At 60.7% G+C, this 15,969-nt stretch carries 17 protein-coding genes; 9 read left to right on the forward strand and 8 right to left on the reverse strand.

Translation table 11 applies throughout. The annotated features are described in order from the left end of the window. Positions 1–122 precede the first annotated feature (122 nt). Positions 123–866, forward strand: coding sequence for a response regulator transcription factor (locus Tal182_RS09565; RefSeq protein ID WP_085859266.1), 744 nt, complete (start codon positions 123–125; stop codon positions 864–866). Here the strand turns inward: Tal182_RS09565 and Tal182_RS09570 are convergent. Beyond that, positions 829–1,272 (reverse strand): hypothetical protein, encoded by a 444-nt coding sequence (locus Tal182_RS09570; protein ID WP_085859267.1) that lies wholly within the window; start codon positions 1,270–1,272, stop codon positions 829–831. The two genes, Tal182_RS09565 and Tal182_RS09570, sit on opposite strands and share 38 nt — an antisense overlap. Before the next feature lie 203 nt (positions 1,273–1,475). On the opposite strand from Tal182_RS09570, the gene Tal182_RS09575 reads away from it, so the two are divergent. After that, positions 1,476–1,982 carry an Hsp20/alpha crystallin family protein gene (locus Tal182_RS09575; RefSeq protein WP_164517780.1) on the forward strand — a complete coding sequence of 169 codons (507 nt, stop codon included), beginning with the start codon at positions 1,476–1,478 and terminating at the stop codon, positions 1,980–1,982. Between the two features lie 76 nt (positions 1,983–2,058). On the opposite strand, the gene Tal182_RS09580 is transcribed toward Tal182_RS09575, so the two are convergent. Further along, positions 2,059–2,706 carry a BON domain-containing protein gene (locus tag Tal182_RS09580; protein WP_085859269.1) on the reverse strand — a complete coding sequence of 216 codons (648 nt, stop codon included), beginning with the start codon at positions 2,704–2,706 and terminating at the stop codon, positions 2,059–2,061. Between the two features lie 80 nt (positions 2,707–2,786). Next, positions 2,787–2,921 carry a hypothetical protein gene (locus tag Tal182_RS33095; RefSeq protein ID WP_280952450.1) on the reverse strand — a complete coding sequence of 45 codons (135 nt, stop codon included), beginning with the start codon at positions 2,919–2,921 and terminating at the stop codon, positions 2,787–2,789. Here Tal182_RS33095 and Tal182_RS09585 point away from each other — a divergent pair. The 7 genes from Tal182_RS09585 to Tal182_RS09615 all read left to right on the forward strand — a co-directional run bounded on the left by Tal182_RS09585 (position 2,920) and on the right by Tal182_RS09615 (position 10,556). Further along, positions 2,920–4,557: an MBL fold metallo-hydrolase gene (locus Tal182_RS09585; RefSeq protein ID WP_085859270.1), complete on the forward strand. Its 1,638-nt coding sequence runs from the start codon at positions 2,920–2,922 to the stop codon at positions 4,555–4,557. The genes Tal182_RS33095 and Tal182_RS09585 overlap by 2 nt on opposite strands. Then, on the forward strand, positions 4,538–4,891 hold the full coding sequence (locus Tal182_RS09590) for a hypothetical protein (RefSeq protein WP_085859271.1): 354 nt from the start codon (positions 4,538–4,540) through the stop codon (positions 4,889–4,891). Before Tal182_RS09585 ends, Tal182_RS09590 begins: the two co-directional genes overlap by 20 nt. Continuing rightward, positions 4,884–6,056 carry an acetate/propionate family kinase gene (locus Tal182_RS09595; protein WP_085859272.1) on the forward strand — a complete coding sequence of 391 codons (1,173 nt, stop codon included), beginning with the start codon at positions 4,884–4,886 and terminating at the stop codon, positions 6,054–6,056. The genes Tal182_RS09590 and Tal182_RS09595 overlap by 8 nt, the downstream gene beginning before the upstream one ends. A 9-nt stretch (positions 6,057–6,065) precedes the next feature. After that, entirely contained in the window at positions 6,066–8,450 is a 2,385-nt protein-coding gene (locus Tal182_RS09600; RefSeq protein WP_085859273.1) for a phosphoketolase family protein, read from the forward strand. A gap of 239 nt (positions 8,451–8,689) precedes the next feature. Beyond that, positions 8,690–9,355: a CBS domain-containing protein gene (locus Tal182_RS09610; RefSeq protein WP_170965910.1), complete on the forward strand. Its 666-nt coding sequence runs from the start codon at positions 8,690–8,692 to the stop codon at positions 9,353–9,355. A gap of 39 nt (positions 9,356–9,394) precedes the next feature. Then, complete coding sequence (locus tag Tal182_RS32200; protein WP_164517781.1) at positions 9,395–9,547, forward strand: hypothetical protein; 153 nt, start codon at positions 9,395–9,397, stop codon at positions 9,545–9,547. 79 nt (positions 9,548–9,626) lie between these two features. Next, positions 9,627–10,556: an ABC transporter ATP-binding protein gene (locus Tal182_RS09615; protein ID WP_245344853.1), complete on the forward strand. Its 930-nt coding sequence runs from the start codon at positions 9,627–9,629 to the stop codon at positions 10,554–10,556. 40 nt (positions 10,557–10,596) lie between these two features. Here the strand turns inward: Tal182_RS09615 and mgtA are convergent, their stop codons facing one another. The 5 genes from mgtA to Tal182_RS09640 form a co-directional block, all read right to left on the reverse strand. Further along, positions 10,597–13,236: a magnesium-translocating P-type ATPase gene (gene mgtA, locus Tal182_RS09620; RefSeq protein ID WP_125461466.1), complete on the reverse strand. Its 2,640-nt coding sequence runs from the start codon at positions 13,234–13,236 to the stop codon at positions 10,597–10,599. Between the two features lie 155 nt (positions 13,237–13,391). Next, a complete protein-coding gene (locus tag Tal182_RS09625) occupies positions 13,392–14,225 on the reverse strand; it encodes a universal stress protein (RefSeq protein ID WP_085860898.1) in 834 nt (277 codons plus the stop codon). A 145-nt stretch (positions 14,226–14,370) separates the two neighbouring features. Beyond that, a complete protein-coding gene (locus tag Tal182_RS09630; RefSeq protein WP_085859274.1) occupies positions 14,371–14,829 on the reverse strand; it encodes an EF-hand domain-containing protein in 459 nt (152 codons plus the stop codon). A 259-nt stretch (positions 14,830–15,088) separates the two neighbouring features. After that, positions 15,089–15,685 (reverse strand): cytochrome b/b6 domain-containing protein, encoded by a 597-nt coding sequence (locus tag Tal182_RS09635; RefSeq protein WP_085859275.1) that lies wholly within the window; start codon positions 15,683–15,685, stop codon positions 15,089–15,091. Next, positions 15,682–15,957 carry a PepSY domain-containing protein gene (locus tag Tal182_RS09640; protein WP_085859276.1) on the reverse strand — a complete coding sequence of 92 codons (276 nt, stop codon included), beginning with the start codon at positions 15,955–15,957 and terminating at the stop codon, positions 15,682–15,684. Before Tal182_RS09640 ends, Tal182_RS09635 begins: the two co-directional genes overlap by 4 nt. Between the last annotated feature and the right edge of the window lie 12 nt (positions 15,958–15,969).

Raw genomic sequence — 15,969 nt, forward strand, 5'->3', positions numbered from 1 at the left:
GTCGTGGCTCCCTCCGCCGTTGTCTGGCGTGGATTTGACCGAAGTCTGATGACACAGGGATGCGAGGAGCGTAAGAATTGATGCGATTGTGTAACAATCCGTAACAACTCGAGAATGCTGGGATGACGAGCGGACCTGTCAGGCGAACCCGCATACTTGTCGTGGACGACGATGTCCGGATCCAAAGAATGCTCGCGCAGTATCTCGGCGAGGAAGGATTCGACGTCGACGTGGCAGGCGGCAGCTCGCAGATGCGTTCCAGGATGGCGGGGGCCAAATTCGACGCCGTCCTGCTCGACCTCGTCCTGCCGGGAGACTGCGACGGACTCCAGCTCGCAAGGGAAATTCGTTCGGGTTCGGACGTTCCCATCATCATGCTGTCCGGCCGCGACGACGTCATGGATCGTGTCGTCGGACTCGAGGTTGGTGCGGACGACTACATTGGAAAGCCTTTTCATCTGAGAGAGGTGCTGGCTCGGGTCAAGACCGTGCTAAGGCGCAGAAACCCAGCAGGAGACCAGGTCAGGATTGAGGGTGACGTTTTACGCTTCGAGGGGTGGAAGCTCGATGTGGAACAGCGGGCGGTGACCAACCCCGCCGGAGACGAAGTGGCGCTGTCGACGGGGGAGTTCGACATGCTGCACGTGTTCGCCACTCATGCCGGCCGGGTCCTTACGCGAGACATGCTAATGGATCTGACGCGCAAGCGAGGCCGCGACGGCTTCGACCGCACGATCGACGCGCTGATCGTCAGGCTCCGTCGCAAGATCGAGACGGATCCGACGAACCCCCGCCTGATCAAGTCCGTCCGCGGCGTCGGATATCTCTTTACAGCAAGGCTAGAGACGGCTTCTGGTCAACCCTGACCATCAGCCCGTGATCCCACCGACGAAATCTGCCTTCGCTTTCCATCTCTGTGAAATCGCTTGGGCACCGCGCCCAGAACCGCATGAAGTTGCATCCTGCCGATCGTCTGCTCAACGAGGTGAACAGGACGTCCGCGATGGTCACGTCGTCAATGACGCTCGCCGCCACGAAGATCGGAACGTCCATCAATCGCCCGGCGATCGGATGCCGGGCGATCCGGTAGACTGCCAGCCCACGCACATACCCTGCCGCATCCTTTAACGAGACGAGCTTCCATCCATCGACGCTCGTCACCACTTGCGCCCAGTCGTCGGCAGAAAAGCTCGGAGCCGTCACCTGGATCAGGCTGTAGGCGTGCAGCGCATCGTCCATGTGGAGCGGGTGGACGCAATATCCCGACGTCATGGTCGCTTCCTCCTCGATCGAGAGGAGATCCTCGCATGGTCCGGCCGTTGGAGCCTTGTTCCAGGTCAATCCTCAGTGTGGGGAAACGTGAATGACAAAAGCGGGCGATTTGACGGTGATCAAAGACCGAAGATGAGATGGACTGTTCTATATGCGCGTCGCCGCATGTGAACGACGGCATTCTTGAGAGAAGGAGAATGACAATGGCAGACTCTCCAACGAAACTTTCTGTTAAGACCGAAGCGAGACCGGCGGCGCCCGCCGACCGATGGTGGCCCCTCGAAAGCCTGCGGTCCGAGATCGACCGCGTGTTCAGCGACTTCGGGAGCCCGTCGATTTTCGATCGCGCCTTCAGGATGCCCGCCGCGTTCTCGCGCGGCATGCTCGCCGTCGATCTCGTTGAATCCGACAAAGCCTTCGAGCTGTCGGCCGAGCTTCCGGGCGTCGACGCCAAGGATCTTGACGTCACGCTCGCCGACGGTGTGCTCACCATCAAGGGTGAGAAGAACGAGGCCAAGGAAGAGAAGGAAAAGGACTATTACCTCTCCGAACGGCGCTACGGATCGTTCCACAGAAGCCTGGAATTGCCGCGCGGCGTGGATAGCGAGAAGATCGAGGCGAACTTCTCCAACGGCGTCCTCAAAGTCACGCTGCCGAAGACGCCCGATCGGCAGCAAAACACCAAGAAGATCACGGTCAAGGCGGCCTGACGGTCAACCCTCCGCCACGCCGAGGGGTGGCGTACGGTGGGCGCGGAGAGGGAGGGGGCGGACCCCTCCCTCTTTTTCAGTTGATGCGGATGTGGTTCTCGACGGTGGCAACGCCTGGTACAGACCAGGCCGTACGTTCGGCGACGCCGCGCTCGTGCCAGGCGCGCACACCGCCTTCGAGGACGACCTTGTCGTCCTGAACCTTGACCGTGATGCCTCCAGCGTCGACTTCGGCACTCCGTTTCAGGGCGTCCTCGATCCGACGGCGGACGTCCGGCACCGTCGGGCACGGCCGCATAGTCAGCAGATTGAGGACGCCGACCACGCCACCGAGCTTCCTGACGGCATGCTCGGCCGCGGCTTTCTGGAACTGCCAGCGCACTTCGCCCGACAACGTCACCCAGCCGTCCTCGACCTTTATATGAACCGGCCCCTCCGGGAGCGCCGTGGTCCAGGCGATGATGTCGATAGCCCGCGATGCGATCTGGTCATCCGCATGCTGCTTGTGACCTACGCACCGCACTTCGATGTCCAGGGCCACCGCCCGGACGCCCTTCACCCGCGCTGCCACGTCCTCCGCCGTCAGCTTTTCGGCATAGGTCGAGACATGACCGGAGAGGGTCGCGATGCCATCGTCCACCGACACGCCAATATGGGCGGCGTCGATGCTGGGTTCGAACGCCAGCTCGTCGAGTATGTCCTGTTGGATTGCTAAGTCCGTCATTTCTACCTCCTGTTGGGTTTCGAAGCCCGTTGGCCTCGTGGGTATGATGCGCCGTCCGAAATTTCTGGCGTTGCGCTTGGTCAATTGAACCTGGCGACGGCCCGCATCTCACCGAACTGGACCGTCAGGCTAGCCGCGAACGTGACTTTGACCTTCGTCAACGTGCGGTCGTCCGAGGTGCCATAAAGTGCCCGAAACACATAGGGAGTTGTCATGGCCGATCCGATCCTTCACTTCCACGGCGCCGCAGGGTCGGTCACCGGGTCGAGCTTCCTTTTGGAGACCGGTGGCACGCGCATTCTGATCGACTGCGGAATGTTCCAAGGCTCAAAGTCGGAGAAGGAGCTCAACTACAAGCCATTCCCCTTCGTACCATCACGGATCGACGCAGTGCTACTCACGCATGCGCACATCGACCATTCGGGCCTGCTTCCGAAGCTCGCGAAGGCGGGATATGGCGGGCCAATCTTTGCAACGGCAGCAACGATCGACCTTTGCACGATCATGCTCCAGGATTCGGGTCACATCCAGGAGTCGGAGGTCCGACAGCTCAACGGAAGGAATCGTAGAAGGGCGCGAGCGACGGTGGAGCCCATCTATACCGCCGACGACGCCCGCAGCATGCTGCCGCAGTTCATCTCGGTCGAGTATGGCGAGTGGCGGGAGACCGTCGGCGGCGTAAGGTTCCGCTACTGGAATGCCGGACATCTGATGGGTTCGGCATCCATCGAAGTCGAGACGCCCGGCGCCGACGGGGCGACAAGAATTTTGTTCTCGGGCGACGTCGGCGCGAGCAACAAGCTGTTCGAAAACCTCCCTCTGGCGCCTTCCGGGGTCGATTACCTCATCTGCGAAAGCACATACGGAGACAGGGAACGGGAAGAGTACGCCCTGAAAGATCGACGGGACCGGCTGCGCGAAGTGGTGGCGAGCTCGAACAGCCCCGGCGGGGTTCTTCTCATTCCCTCCTTTGCCGTCGAGAGGACGCAGGAGGTGCTGACTGATCTCGTCGCCCTCATGGACGAAGGAGAGGTGCCGCGGTGCCCAATCATGATTGACTCGCCGCTTGCGTCGCGAGCGACCGAGGCATTCAAGAAGCATGCGGCGGACCTCGGTCACGGCGGCAAGGCGTTCCTTCGCGCGCTCAACGCGCCGAACGTCCGCTTCACCGAGACGGCCGAGCAGTCGAAGGCCCTCGATCTCGTCCGTGGCTTTCACATCATCATCGCGGCCAGCGGAATGTGCGAAGCGGGGCGGATCCGCCACCGCCTGAAGAACTGGCTCTGGCGGCCGGAGTGCACCGTGCTGTTCGTCGGGTTCCAGGCGGCTGGGACGCTCGGCCGCATCCTGCAGGAGGGCGCGACAGACGTCCGAATCCAGGGCGAGGAGATTCACGTCTGCGCCAGGATGGCCACGCTCGACGCCTACAGCGGACATGCCGATGCAAGCGAACTGGATGCGTGGGTTGCCGGTCGGGAACCGATCCGGAAGGCGATCTTCCTTGTCCATGGAGAGGAGAGCGCTCGTCAAGCGATGTCCGCCCGGCTCCCGAAGCAAGTTTCCGTAAAGGTCGTCTGCCCGTCTTTGGACGACGTCTATGAGCTTTCACCGGCGGGCGCACGCCTCATCGAAGACAGGACGCACGCACGTCTCAAGCCGGTCGTGCCCGGCAGGCCTGACTGGAACAACGACTACCAGCGGTTCGTTCTGGACCTGTCCGATCGTCTGAAATCCGTCGCCGACGAAAAGGGCCGCGCCGTCGTGCTGCGCAGGCTTCGACGCGCACTGGATCCGGACGATGCTGCGGCGGTCGAAGGGAGGAGGGACGGCAATGTTAATCATGGATCGTGACTGCAAGCGCGGCGGGGAACGCTTTGCGATACCGAGCCAGGGGGAGGTGCAAGGCAAGCTTATCGTCTTGGAGGTCGTCGCTATAACCTGCCTGCGGGAGGTTCTCGCTTCGAAGGATGCCTTTGCGCTCGCCGCGTTGAAGAAGAAGGTTCTGCGGGCGATGAAGGAGGAGTGCGCGCCGTTCGGTCTGTCGTCGGAAGACGAGAAGGCCGCCTTGGAGTACGCATGCGAGTTCTTCGAAGAGGCAAGCAAGGAGGGAGGCAGGCAGACTGCGACGAAGACGGTCGCGAAGTCTGCTGGGACTGCACGCCCCAGGGGTTCGGGCCATGGATAGGGTTGCGGTCACTTTCAACGCCGGGTCCTCCAGCCTCAAGGTCGGCGTCTTCAGGCTGAAGGACGGTCGGGCACTCCGGCTGGGAGGCGGTGTTGCCACGCTCGGAGACCAGTCAAGATTCACATTCCGATTTTCTGACGGGGACGAGACTGTCGATCTTCCGTCCGGGACAGCGATCGACGCGCGGCTGGTTTCGCAGGTCGTCGATTGCATCGCCCACAGAGGATTCGACCCCGTGGTTGCCGGCCATCGCATCGTCCATGGGGGACAGGTCTTCGATGGCCCCGTTCTGCTGGAACCCAAGGTCGTCCTCAGAATGGAAGACCTGACGCATCTTGCGCCGGTGCACCTCCCTCCTGCGCTTGCCATCATCCGCGAAGTCCGGAGCGCATATCCTGACATACCGCAGACCGCGTCCTTCGATACCGCATTCCATTCGTCGCAGAGCAGTCTTGCCGCACGGCTCGCCATTCCAAGAGAGCTGCACGACGCTGGGGTCCGCAGATACGGCTTCCACGGTCTTTCCTATAAATACGTCGCCGGCGAACTCAGGAAACACGATCCCGACCTGGCGGCCGGCCGTGTCATCTGTGCGCATCTTGGAAGCGGCGCGAGCCTCTGCGGCATGGTCGACGGCGTGAGCATAGACGCCAGCATGGGCTTCTCCCCGCTGGACGGAATTCCGATGTCGACCCGGCCGGGTTCCCTCGATCCCGGCGCGGTCGTTCACCTTCTGCGCAACAATTTCCACGACGCTGATCGTCTCGAGGATTTCCTCTACAATCGTTGCGGGCTGCTCGGCGTCTCGGGGAAAAGCGGCGACGTCCGGGTCCTGCTGGAGGACTTTCATCCGGCGTCCAGGGAAGCCGTCGACCTCTTCTGCTTCAGGATCGCCGGCGAGATAGGAAGGCTCGCCGTCTCTCTGGGCGGGGTGGACGCCATCGTCTTCACCGCCGGCGTCGGCGAACATCAGCCGGAGATACGCAATTGCGTCGCCCACCATCTGGGTTGGCTGGGTCTCTCGTTGAGTGAGCCTGCGAACAAGATGAACGCGACCGTGATCAGCGCAAGGGAAAGCGAAATCGTCGCCCTCGTCATCCCGACCGACGAGGAACAGGTTATCGCCGAAGAAGCAATCGAAGTCATCAGCCGGCACAAGCTTTGAGGATCAAACATGTCTGAACATAGCAGCCCACCGCCGACGGCGCGCGAACTCGAACTCATCGACCGCTACTGGCGCGCCGCCAACTATCTGTCCGTCGGCCAGATCTATCTCATGGACAATCCGCTTCTGCGTGAGCCGCTTCGGCCGGAACATATCAAGCCCCGCCTTCTCGGACATTGGGGAACGACGCCCGGCCTCAACTTCATCTACGTCCATCTCAATCGCGTCATCAAGGCTCGTGGCCGAGATGTCCTCTATGTGTGCGGACCCGGCCATGGCGGGCCGGGAATGGTCGCGAACACCTATCTCGAGGGGACATACAGCGAGGTATATCCCGGCATCTCGCAGGATGCCGACGGCATGCGCAAGCTGTTCAGGCAGTTCTCGTTTCCAGGAGGCATACCCAGCCACGTCGCCCCAGAGACTCCCGGTTCGATCCACGAAGGCGGCGAACTCGGATATGCGCTGGTTCATGCGTTCGGCGCCGCGTTCGACAATCCGGATCTCGTCGTAGCCTGCGTGGTCGGCGACGGCGAAGCGGAGACAGGACCTCTCGCGGCGGCCTGGCATTCGACGAAGTTTCTTAATCCTGCTCGCGACGGCGCGGTGCTGCCGATCCTGCATCTCAACGGCTACAAGATCGCCAATCCGACGATCCTGTCCAGGACAAGCGACGAGGATCTCAGCAACCTCTTCGTCGGATTTGGCTATGAGCCAATCTTCGTAGAGGGCCACGAGCCGGCGGACATGCATCGGCAGATGGCGACCGCCTTCGACCGGGCCTTCGACATCATCGAATCCTTGCAGGCGGCGGCGAGGAAAGGGTCGCCCGCGGCGGGCGTGCCGCGGTGGCCCATGATCGTGCTTCGCAGCCCTAAGGGGTGGACCGGACCCAAGGAGGTCGACGGCAAGAAGGTGGAGGGGTTCTGGCGCGCCCACCAGGTGCCCGTCGCCAATTGCCGCGGGGATGCCGGCCACCGCAAGATCCTCGAATACTGGATGCGAAGCTATGATCCCGACGACCTGTTCGAAACGGACGGGCGGCTCAAGAGCGAGTTGAGGGCTTTGGCGCCGACCGGCGAGGCCCGCATGGGAGCCACGCCGTACGCAAACGGTGGACGGATGCGCACAGAGCTGCAGCTACCAAGCATTCGCGACCACGCGGTCACGATTGACGTTCGTGGTGCTGCCCAGGTCCAGTCGACAGAGATTTTAGGACGGTATCTGCGGGATGTAATGCGGCTCAATGCCGAGGCCAAAAACTTCCGGATCTTTGGACCGGACGAGACCGAATCGAACCGGCTGGGTGCGGTGTTCGAACAGACTGACCGAGTCTGGATGCAAGAAATTGAAGACTACGACGTCCATCTCGGCAGGGATGGCCGGGTCGTGGAGGTTCTCAGCGAGCATCTCTGCCAGGGGTGGCTGGAGGGATATCTCCTCACAGGTCGCCACGGGCTTTTCTCATGCTACGAGGCCTTCATCCACATCATCGACTCGATGTTCAACCAGCATGCCAAGTGGCTAAAGGTTTCGCGAGGATTGGATTGGCGGGAGCCGATATCGTCTCTCAATTACATCCTGACGTCGCATGTCTGGCGACAGGACCACAACGGTTTCTCGCATCAGGACCCCGGCTTCGCCGACCTAGTCGCCAACAAGAAGGCAGACGTCGTCCGCATCTATCTACCGCCAGACGCTAACACGCTCCTGTGGGTCGGCGATCACTGCCTGAAGACTTACGACCGCGTTAACGTGATCGTTGCCGGCAAGCAGCCGGAGTCCCAGTACCTTACGATTGACGAGGCGGTGAAGCATTGTGAAGCGGGAATTGGCGTCTGGGACTGGGCAAGTTTCGAGAACGATACGATCGCGCCGGACGTCGTGATGGCATGTGCGGGCGACGTACCTACCATGGAGACGCTCGCGGCCGTCATGCTGCTGCACGAGGCGGTACCAGATCTCAAGATCAGGACAGTCAACGTCATCGATCTGCTCGCGCTGCAGGATCCGAAGGCGCATCCTCATGGCCTCGACGATGCACAGTTCGATGGTATCTTCACGAAGGACAGGCCGGTCATCTTCGCCTATCACGGCTATCCCTATCTCATCCACCGGTTGACGTACCGACGCACCAATCACGGCAACATCCATGTGCGTGGGTTCGTGGAGGAGGGAACGACAACGACGCCGTTCGACATGACCGTATTGAACGAGCTGGACAGGTATCATCTCGCTCTTGAGGCGATCGCGCGAGTGCCCGATCTCGCCGAAAGGGTGCCAGATGTGATCGCAGATCTGCATGCCAAGCTCGATGAGCACCGGGCGTTCGTGCGGGAGCATGGAGAAGACATGCCAGAAATCCAGAATTGGCGCTGGGCACGCTCCTCCTAGCGCGACGGTCCGGTTCAGCCGGTCTCGAGCAATTGGCCGGTGCCAACCTCCATGCCTATGTCGGGATTGATCCAGCATAAGGTTACAATGTCGGCGAGCCTGATGCCGCACTTCGTCAGAAAGCTGAGGAGACGTCACGCGAAGAGGGGCTCCGGCGGCTTCGTGTCCGGCTTGATCCACGTCAATGCGCCCAACGCACGTTGGCTCCGTAATTGTCCGATCAACAAGGAGAAAGCGTGATGCTTGCTAGAGACATCATGACGACCCCCGTGACGACGCTCGACGAGGGACACAACGTCAGGGAAGCCGTCGAGATTGTCAACGCCAGCAAAATAGGCGCGGTGCCCGTCATCGATGGCGAAGGGCGTCTCAAGGGCATCGTCACCGAGGGAGACCTGCTGCGCCGGGTGGCGTCGTCCTGGGCGAGACGGGCGGTGCCGCATACGCGCGACCGCGAAGATGCACTGGCGGACTATGTGAAGGCCCGAAGCTGGCGCGTCAAGGAAGTGATGTCGACCCCTGTCGTCAGCGCCGCCCCGACCGCCACCGCGAGCCAGCTCGCAGAACTTCTGCTGTCCCACGACATCAAACATCTTCCCGTCGTCGAAAACGGCAGTCTCGCCGGAATGATCAGCCGTCGCGACTTGATGCGAGCGCTTCTTGATGTTCCACGGCAGTGCACCGCATCCGGCGACGAGGCCCTGGGGACCGCCGTTCGCAGCCGCCTGGAAGGCGAGCTCGAAATAACGCCCCGCAAGGTCAACGCGACCGTCTCCAACGGGGTAGTCACCCTCAGGGGAGAGGTCGAGACGGAGCTGGAACGCACGGCGGCGAGGGTGGCGGCGGAAAGCGTCCGCGGCGTCGGCGGCGTAGTGAACAACATCACCCTGGCTTCCGCATGGTGAGCCCGCTCCCACGATGAAATAGTGCCTGGAATTTCCGTTATGTTTGGCAAGGTCATCGCAGATGCCGTCATTTCGAGACTGCTCCTCATCATCCTGATCCTGATGGTCGGGACGGTCGTGGGCGTCCTGCTGGTGAAGCCATCCGACGACTCCCGAACCGGGCGCGTCGAGCGCTCCCTCTCTGATCCGTGAGGGCGCGATGAACATCTGGTCCTCCAGGATTGAATTGACCGGCCGCTTCCCGCAAATGACCGGAGGCGCGACGGATTCGATGCCCTCCGAACTATTCGGTTTCATCTGGCTGATGGGAAGACGTCATCAGGCGTTGATCGCAGGGTTGTCCCTAGCTCTTTTCGTTATCGGCGCGGCGCCTCTCGAACTCCAGCGCCGGATCGTCAATGAGGCGACCGAGGAAGCCTCATACGGGTCGCTTCTCTTTCTCGTATCCCTCTATCTCGCGGTCGCCGTGTTGGAGGGCGCGATAAAATTCACCCTCAACCTCTACAGAAGCTGGGTCGGCGAGAAGAGCACGCTCTGGCTGAGGGCGCGCGTTCTGCATCGGGCCGAGACGCCGCCATCAGAATCCATGCTCGAGGGCGTCGAACTGTCGATCGTCCTCGCGGAAGCTGAACCGGTGGGTGGTTTCGTTGGAACCAGCATCTCCGAGCCGCTGCTGCAGATAGGCATCCTTCTTACCGTAGGCGGTTATCTGATCTATCTCCAGCCGCTGATGATGCTTGCCGTCGCAGCGACCTTCGCCCCGCAGATTGCGTTCGTCCCGATGTTGCAGGCCGCGATCAACCGCCGGGTAGAGGCGAAGGTCGCTATCATGCGTAACGTCAGCGAAGGCATGGTGCATGCGATCGAAGGTGGCCAGGATGAGGATCGCCAGACTTCGCGCATCGGAGCGATCTTCTTCGCCAACATGGAGATCTACCGCTACAAGTACGCCATGAACTTTCTCATGAATCTCATGGCGCAATTGGGCTATGTCGGCATTTTCGTCCTGGGAGGATATTATGTTGTTACCGGCAAGACCGAGATTGGCACCGTGGTCGCCTTCGTCTCTGGACTGGCGAAGATTGTCGATCCGTGGGGAGCGATCGTGGATTGGTATCGTGACCTCAGGGTAACCCAGGTCAAGTTCCGGCTCATCAGGGACGCCGCGAAGTTCGGTGGCGCTGGCATCGACAAAACATGAGTGCATTTCGAGATGCGGCGCTCGCGCGCAGACGATCGCGCTATTTTGAATGCCGCCTTGTTCGAGCGCCAGGACGACGGCGCGACGCTCGGTGCAGGTGCCGAGTTGGCTGCGTCGAAAAGTAGAAGATCTTCGCGATCTCGAGAGTTGTCACGTAGATCAAGGTGATGCCCAAAAGCGCCGCGAGGATCTCGAGGGGGATTGAAACGAAACCAAAAACCCCGCCGATCGGGGTGTAGGGGATGGTCACTCCCGCGGCACCGACGGCGATCGCCGTGCCGAATAGCAGCGGACTGGGCCGGCTCCTCCAGATCGGACCGGACGTTCTGATGACCAGCATGGTCGCCAACTGCGTGATCAGCGATTCAACGAACCATGCTGAGCGGAACTCGTTCTGGCCGGCGGAAAACACTGCCAGGAGGACGACAAACGTCGCTAGATCGAAGAGAGAACTTAGCGGGCCGAACCAGAGCATGAACCTCTTTATGCGGGAGATATCCCAACGCTGCGGTAGCCGAAGGTCTGTCGGATCGACCTTGTCCGCGGCGATGGCCATCGCGGGCAGGTCCGACAGCAGATTGTTTAGCAATATCTGCTTGGCAAGGAGCGGCAGGAACGGCAGCACGAGCGAAGCCGCTGCCATGCTGATCATGTTGCCGAAGTTGGCGCTGGTCGCGATCGATATGTACTTCATAGTGTTGGTGAAGGTCCTGCGTCCGTCATCCACACCTTTGGAAAGGACGGCCAGATCCTGCCGCATCAGGACGACGTCGGCAGCCTCGCGGGCGACGTCGGCCGCGCCCTCCACCGAAATTCCGACATCCGCCTCGTGAAGGGCCGGCGCGTCGTTTATCCCGTCTCCCAGATATCCGACCACGTGTCCGGCCTTGCGAAGGGCCGCCACGATCCGTTCCTTCTGATTTGGGTCGATCTCGACGAACAGGTCGGTTTTTCCCGCGCGGCTGAACAGTGCGTCGTTGCTCATACGGCCGACCTCCTTCCCCGTGAGCATGCGGGAACCGTCGATTCCGATCGACGACGCGAGATGCCGAACGACATATCGGTTGTCTCCCGATATCACCTTGAGCCGCACCCCTCGTTCGACGAGGCTTGCTACTACGGCTGAAATGTCGGCCTTGGGCGGATCTGTGAAGAGCAGAAAACCTTGGAGACACAGTCCGGATTCGTCTTCTCGCGAGATCTTGGAAGTTGCTTCGGATACGGGCCGGGTGGCGACTGCGAGCGCGCGCATGCCTGCTTCTCCCCATTGCCGGCAGAAGTCGTCCAATTGTTTGCGGACATTGTCGCCCAATGCCAACTCGCGACCCTCGGTCATGACGGTGGCGCAGACGTCGATCACGTTGGTGGCCGCTCCTTTGCAAATCAACATCGGCGGCCCGTTCTTACCGCCGACGATTACAGATAGACGCTTGCGCGAGAAATCGTATGGAATCTCGGCAAGCCTGCGGGCGTCGGAAGAAACCTCCCCGGCCGCGATCGTGGCCGTCACGGCGTCGTCGAGAGGATTCTTCATTCCCGATTGAAGCGCTGAATTAAGAAGCGCAAGCCGCCTCACTTCCGACGAGACGACGCCCTGCGGGTCGACGCAACTGTCGAGGCGGACGATGCCCTCGGTGAGCGTGCCTGTCTTGTCCGTGCATAGCACGTCCATGCTGCCAAGGTTCTCCATTGCATCCAGACGGCGGACGATCACACCAGACTTCGACATCGTCCGGGCGCCGCGCGCGAGCGTCACGCTGATGATCGCAGGCAGCAGCTCCGGCGTCAGGCCGACCGCAAGTGCGAGTGAGAAGAGCAGAGAGTCCACGATAGGTCTGTGAAGCAGGAGATTCGCCACCAGTACGACGACCACGATGCAGAGCATGATCCGCGTCATCAGAAATCCGAAATGCCGAACACCCCGCGCGAATTCCGTTTCCGGAATCTGCCGCGCGACGGCGCTGGCGATCTGTGCGAATTCCGTGCGGGGGCCGGTCGCAACCGCAAGCGCAGTCGCTGTGCCGCTCCGAACCGACGTTCCTGTGAATACGCAGTTGGAACGATCCGCAAGGCCGGCGTCTTTGGTTGAAACGCCGGGCGCCTTCATTACGGGAAAAGTCTCTCCTGTAAGCGTCGCTTCACTGACGTTGAGATCCTGCGCTGCAATGAGGACTGCATCGGCGGGCACGAGGCTCCCTGCTGAGAGCTGGATCAGGTCGCCCGGTACGATGCCGTTTGCGGCCACCACCTTGTCGGTGCCGTCGCGGCGGACCTTTGAAGTGAGAGAGATCTGCTGTCGCAGCGCCTCGACCGCTCGTTGGGCGACATGTTCTTGCAGAAAGCCCAGAAAGCAGCTAGCGAGAATGATGATGCCGATGATGACAGCGTCGTGGACTTCGCCGACGCCACCCGCGACGAGCGCTGCGAACACCAGCACGAGCACGAGCGGACTTCTGAACTGGCGCGCGAAGTCTGCCAGCATGCCTCCACGGCTTTCGTCGGAAAGAGAATTCGGCCCGAACCGTCGGACACGCTTCTCGGCTTCGGCTGTCGTCAGCCCGTCCTGAAGGGACGTGGCGAGGGCAGCGCCGAGCTCCGAGGGCGATCTCGTCCAGTATGCAGGGATCGCGACTTCCAAAGCCGACGAAGGGTGAGAGGAAGGAGGAACGGCGATATCCATCACGAACTCCGTATGTGATCTCGCCGATTATCATCTCCGCCGGGAGGACGTCATTGATGGTTGTCAACCTTCATACTTTGCGTCGAAGGTGCCTGGCTTGATCGATATCAAGAAACCGGTAGGGTCCTGCTGCTAAATAGCAGCCGGACAGTTCGTCAATGGGACATGAGGACGGGTAAAAGAGGCTCCTGCAACACGCCGTCTGTTGCTCCGCCAAGAACAAAATCTCGTAATCTCGAGTGACCGAATCCTCCCATGACCAGGATATCGGCGCCCAATTCCAGTGCTGTTTGCTGGATGCCCTCGCCGATGGATGACGAGGTGAATCGGGCCGCTGTTGCGCTTGCATTGACGCCGCCCGAAACCAGGATCTCAGCGAGGTGGGTTCCGATCGTCGCCGACAGCGGCTTTTCGCCCGTCAAGGACAGCACCGAGACCCGCTGCGCATTGCGAAGGAACGTGCTTGCATCGCCGACGGCCCGAGCGGCCGCGCGGCTCCCGTCCCACGCGATGACCACGTGATCCAGCGGGCCCGCATGGGTTTTGTTTGGAAAGATGATGGCTGGCCGGCCAGAGCCGAAAATCACCGACTCGGCGACAATGCGGGTATCTGGAACGTCCGCGATACATTCCAGGAGAGCCAGATCGAAAAAGCGTGCTTCCGTGGCCGCGGTCTCGTGGAGTAGAGATAGGCTGGTTTGAACCGTTCGGCAAAACAATCCAACTCTGGCATTCGCGCCAAGATTGGTCGCAGCTTCAACCAGTGTTGCGGCGCGATTTTCGCTCAAAGTTTCGGCCTGCTCGATCATCCTCGGCGTATCCAGCAACAAGGAAGACCATTGTTTAGGGATGTGCGGTATCGCTACTTTTAGTGCGCAAACGTGAAGATCTGCTCCGCAGTACTCTGCAAGTGCTAATGCGTTCGAAATGAGTAACTCGGAACTTGAATCGGGATAGGTCGCCAGCGGGAGAAAATACTGTTCTGTCATGGCCTCATCGCCTCCCAGGAGCTGCAATCACTCCGGCCGACCGCATCGTCGAAACTACTCGCCCAGAGAGTTCTATCCAGCGGATAGGTTCATGAGACGTCTCCTTGGGTTCCCATGCGACGGCCGGCAAATGTCCCGCGTTTAATCACATGTCTTGCATGAACCCCTGCATTTCTTCAGGGGTGACCTTGCCGTCATTATTTGCGTCGACCGCGTCGAAGATGCGTTTATGGATCGCCGTCAACTCTTCGAAAGAAACTGCACCGTCTCCATCACTGTCGGCGATTGCGAACATGATCTTCATCATATGACCGCGCATTGGCCCCGTCATGCGCATTCCTGGGAACATGCCAGATGGCATCATGCCGCGGCCCATCATGCCTGGCATCATTTCCGATCCGTCGGAGTCGGGCTTGTCCTCCGACTGGGCCGGGTCTGGACTTTTCGTCTGTGCGGAGGCGATGCCCATGGCAACGACGGCGCCGAGCAAGGCCAACACAGTGATCGTTGGCAGTCTGAACATGGACATCGTGACTCTCCTCTTTGAGTGTTGTCCTCCACGAGTTGGAGCACCCTTTGAGGATACGATGCACACCGGGTTCAGGCATTGCGCTGGATCAAACGGGTTTTATAGTTCGAGTCGCCGAGGACGGACCGATCCCTTTCGCGTCGCGCCATGACTGCGACGCCAGCCCCCCCCCGCGTCGCCGAGGAACGATCGCGGCTGCAGCGACCAGGAGGACCGAGCCGGCTAAAGCGAGATTGAGTGATTTCAGAGTGCGATAGTGCCTGGCTTGATCGATCAACGTCCACGCCTTTCTAACCCGAGCACCAAGTCCCTAACCAAGGGGGTTTCCGTGGCTTCAGGTCCTACTCGGCCGCGACGCCAATCCAGGTGAATCGGCTCGCTTCCTGCCCGTTATCATCGCCCGGACAAGGTTTTCCCTGTGCTCGATGCTCGCCAAGAGGACGCCAGCAATGTGAAGGACGATGAGGCCAAGCGTCACATTGACCAGTAGTTCATGCGCCTCTTCTACCCATTCCGCACCCCAATAGGCATCCGTCGTCATCATGTAACCGGTTGCGGCAATGCCGAAGATCGCGACGAGCAACGCGAACACCATCGCGCCTCCGGCCGGATTGTGGCCGATGTAGCGTTTGGCGCGCATAGCCAAGCTGTCGCGCAAGAAGCCGAGGGTCGTGACCGGATCGTAGATGAAGCTGGAAAAGCGCGCGTGGCGACTGCCGACGAAGCCCCAGATAGTTCGCACCAGCAGGAGACCCACGATAGCGTAGCCTGACAGAATATGCGCCTGCTTCCACTCGTCGCCGGTTAAATAGGAAAAGGCGAACAGTCCCACCAGGCCCCAGTGGAACATCCGCACCACCGGGTCCCAGACCCTGATCTTTGGCGGCGAGCAAGCGCCCGCCGCGTCCATGTCGATCTTGCCCATGGTCATTCGCTTTCGTTGCCGACCACTGCGCCGGTCTCCGGGTTGAATAGGGTTTCGACCTTTTTGCCCTTCGCATCGACCGCGTAGACCTCGTAGCAACTGCCCTCCATTTTGACCCGGCGCACGTCGAGGCCCGCGGCTTTGGCCTTTTCCTTGATGCCGTCCTCGCTCAGCCACTTATCCTTGGGAGCCTGCGTGCAATTCTGACCTTCTTCGGCGCGGGCAACGCCGATCAACGCGGTGGCGAGCAGGAGGGTTGCGAACATGATCTTCTTCATTGGTTTTTTCTC

The sequence above is a fragment of the Rhizobium sp. TAL182 genome, from assembly GCF_002117725.1.
GTDB lineage: Bacteria > Pseudomonadota > Alphaproteobacteria > Rhizobiales > Rhizobiaceae > Rhizobium > Rhizobium esperanzae.

Bases quoted from the DNA above. Each gene is read 5' to 3' on its own strand.
- Tal182_RS09565 (WP_085859266.1), top strand. From the start codon at position 123: ATGACGAGCGGACCTGTCAGGCGAACCCGCATACTTGTCGTGGACGAC.
- Tal182_RS09570 (WP_085859267.1), bottom strand. From the start codon at position 1,272: ATGACGTCGGGATATTGCGTCCACCCGCTCCACATGGACGATGCGCTG.
- Tal182_RS09575 (WP_164517780.1), top strand. From the start codon at position 1,476: ATGGCAGACTCTCCAACGAAACTTTCTGTTAAGACCGAAGCGAGACCG.
- Tal182_RS09580 (WP_085859269.1), bottom strand. From the start codon at position 2,706: ATGACGGACTTAGCAATCCAACAGGACATACTCGACGAGCTGGCGTTC.
- Tal182_RS09585 (WP_085859270.1), top strand. From the start codon at position 2,920: ATGGCCGATCCGATCCTTCACTTCCACGGCGCCGCAGGGTCGGTCACC.
- Tal182_RS33095 (WP_280952450.1), bottom strand. From the start codon at position 2,921: ATGACAACTCCCTATGTGTTTCGGGCACTTTATGGCACCTCGGACGAC.
- Tal182_RS09590 (WP_085859271.1), top strand. From the start codon at position 4,538: ATGTTAATCATGGATCGTGACTGCAAGCGCGGCGGGGAACGCTTTGCG.
- Tal182_RS09595 (WP_085859272.1), top strand. From the start codon at position 4,884: ATGGATAGGGTTGCGGTCACTTTCAACGCCGGGTCCTCCAGCCTCAAG.
- Tal182_RS09600 (WP_085859273.1), top strand. From the start codon at position 6,066: ATGTCTGAACATAGCAGCCCACCGCCGACGGCGCGCGAACTCGAACTC.
- Tal182_RS09610 (WP_170965910.1), top strand. From the start codon at position 8,690: ATGCTTGCTAGAGACATCATGACGACCCCCGTGACGACGCTCGACGAG.
- Tal182_RS32200 (WP_164517781.1), top strand. From the start codon at position 9,395: ATGTTTGGCAAGGTCATCGCAGATGCCGTCATTTCGAGACTGCTCCTC.
- Tal182_RS09615 (WP_245344853.1), top strand. From the start codon at position 9,627: ATGCCCTCCGAACTATTCGGTTTCATCTGGCTGATGGGAAGACGTCAT.
- mgtA (WP_125461466.1), bottom strand. From the start codon at position 13,236: ATGGATATCGCCGTTCCTCCTTCCTCTCACCCTTCGTCGGCTTTGGAA.
- Tal182_RS09625 (WP_085860898.1), bottom strand. From the start codon at position 14,225: ATGACAGAACAGTATTTTCTCCCGCTGGCGACCTATCCCGATTCAAGT.
- Tal182_RS09635 (WP_085859275.1), bottom strand. From the start codon at position 15,685: ATGACCATGGGCAAGATCGACATGGACGCGGCGGGCGCTTGCTCGCCG.
- Tal182_RS09640 (WP_085859276.1), bottom strand. From the start codon at position 15,957: ATGAAGAAGATCATGTTCGCAACCCTCCTGCTCGCCACCGCGTTGATC.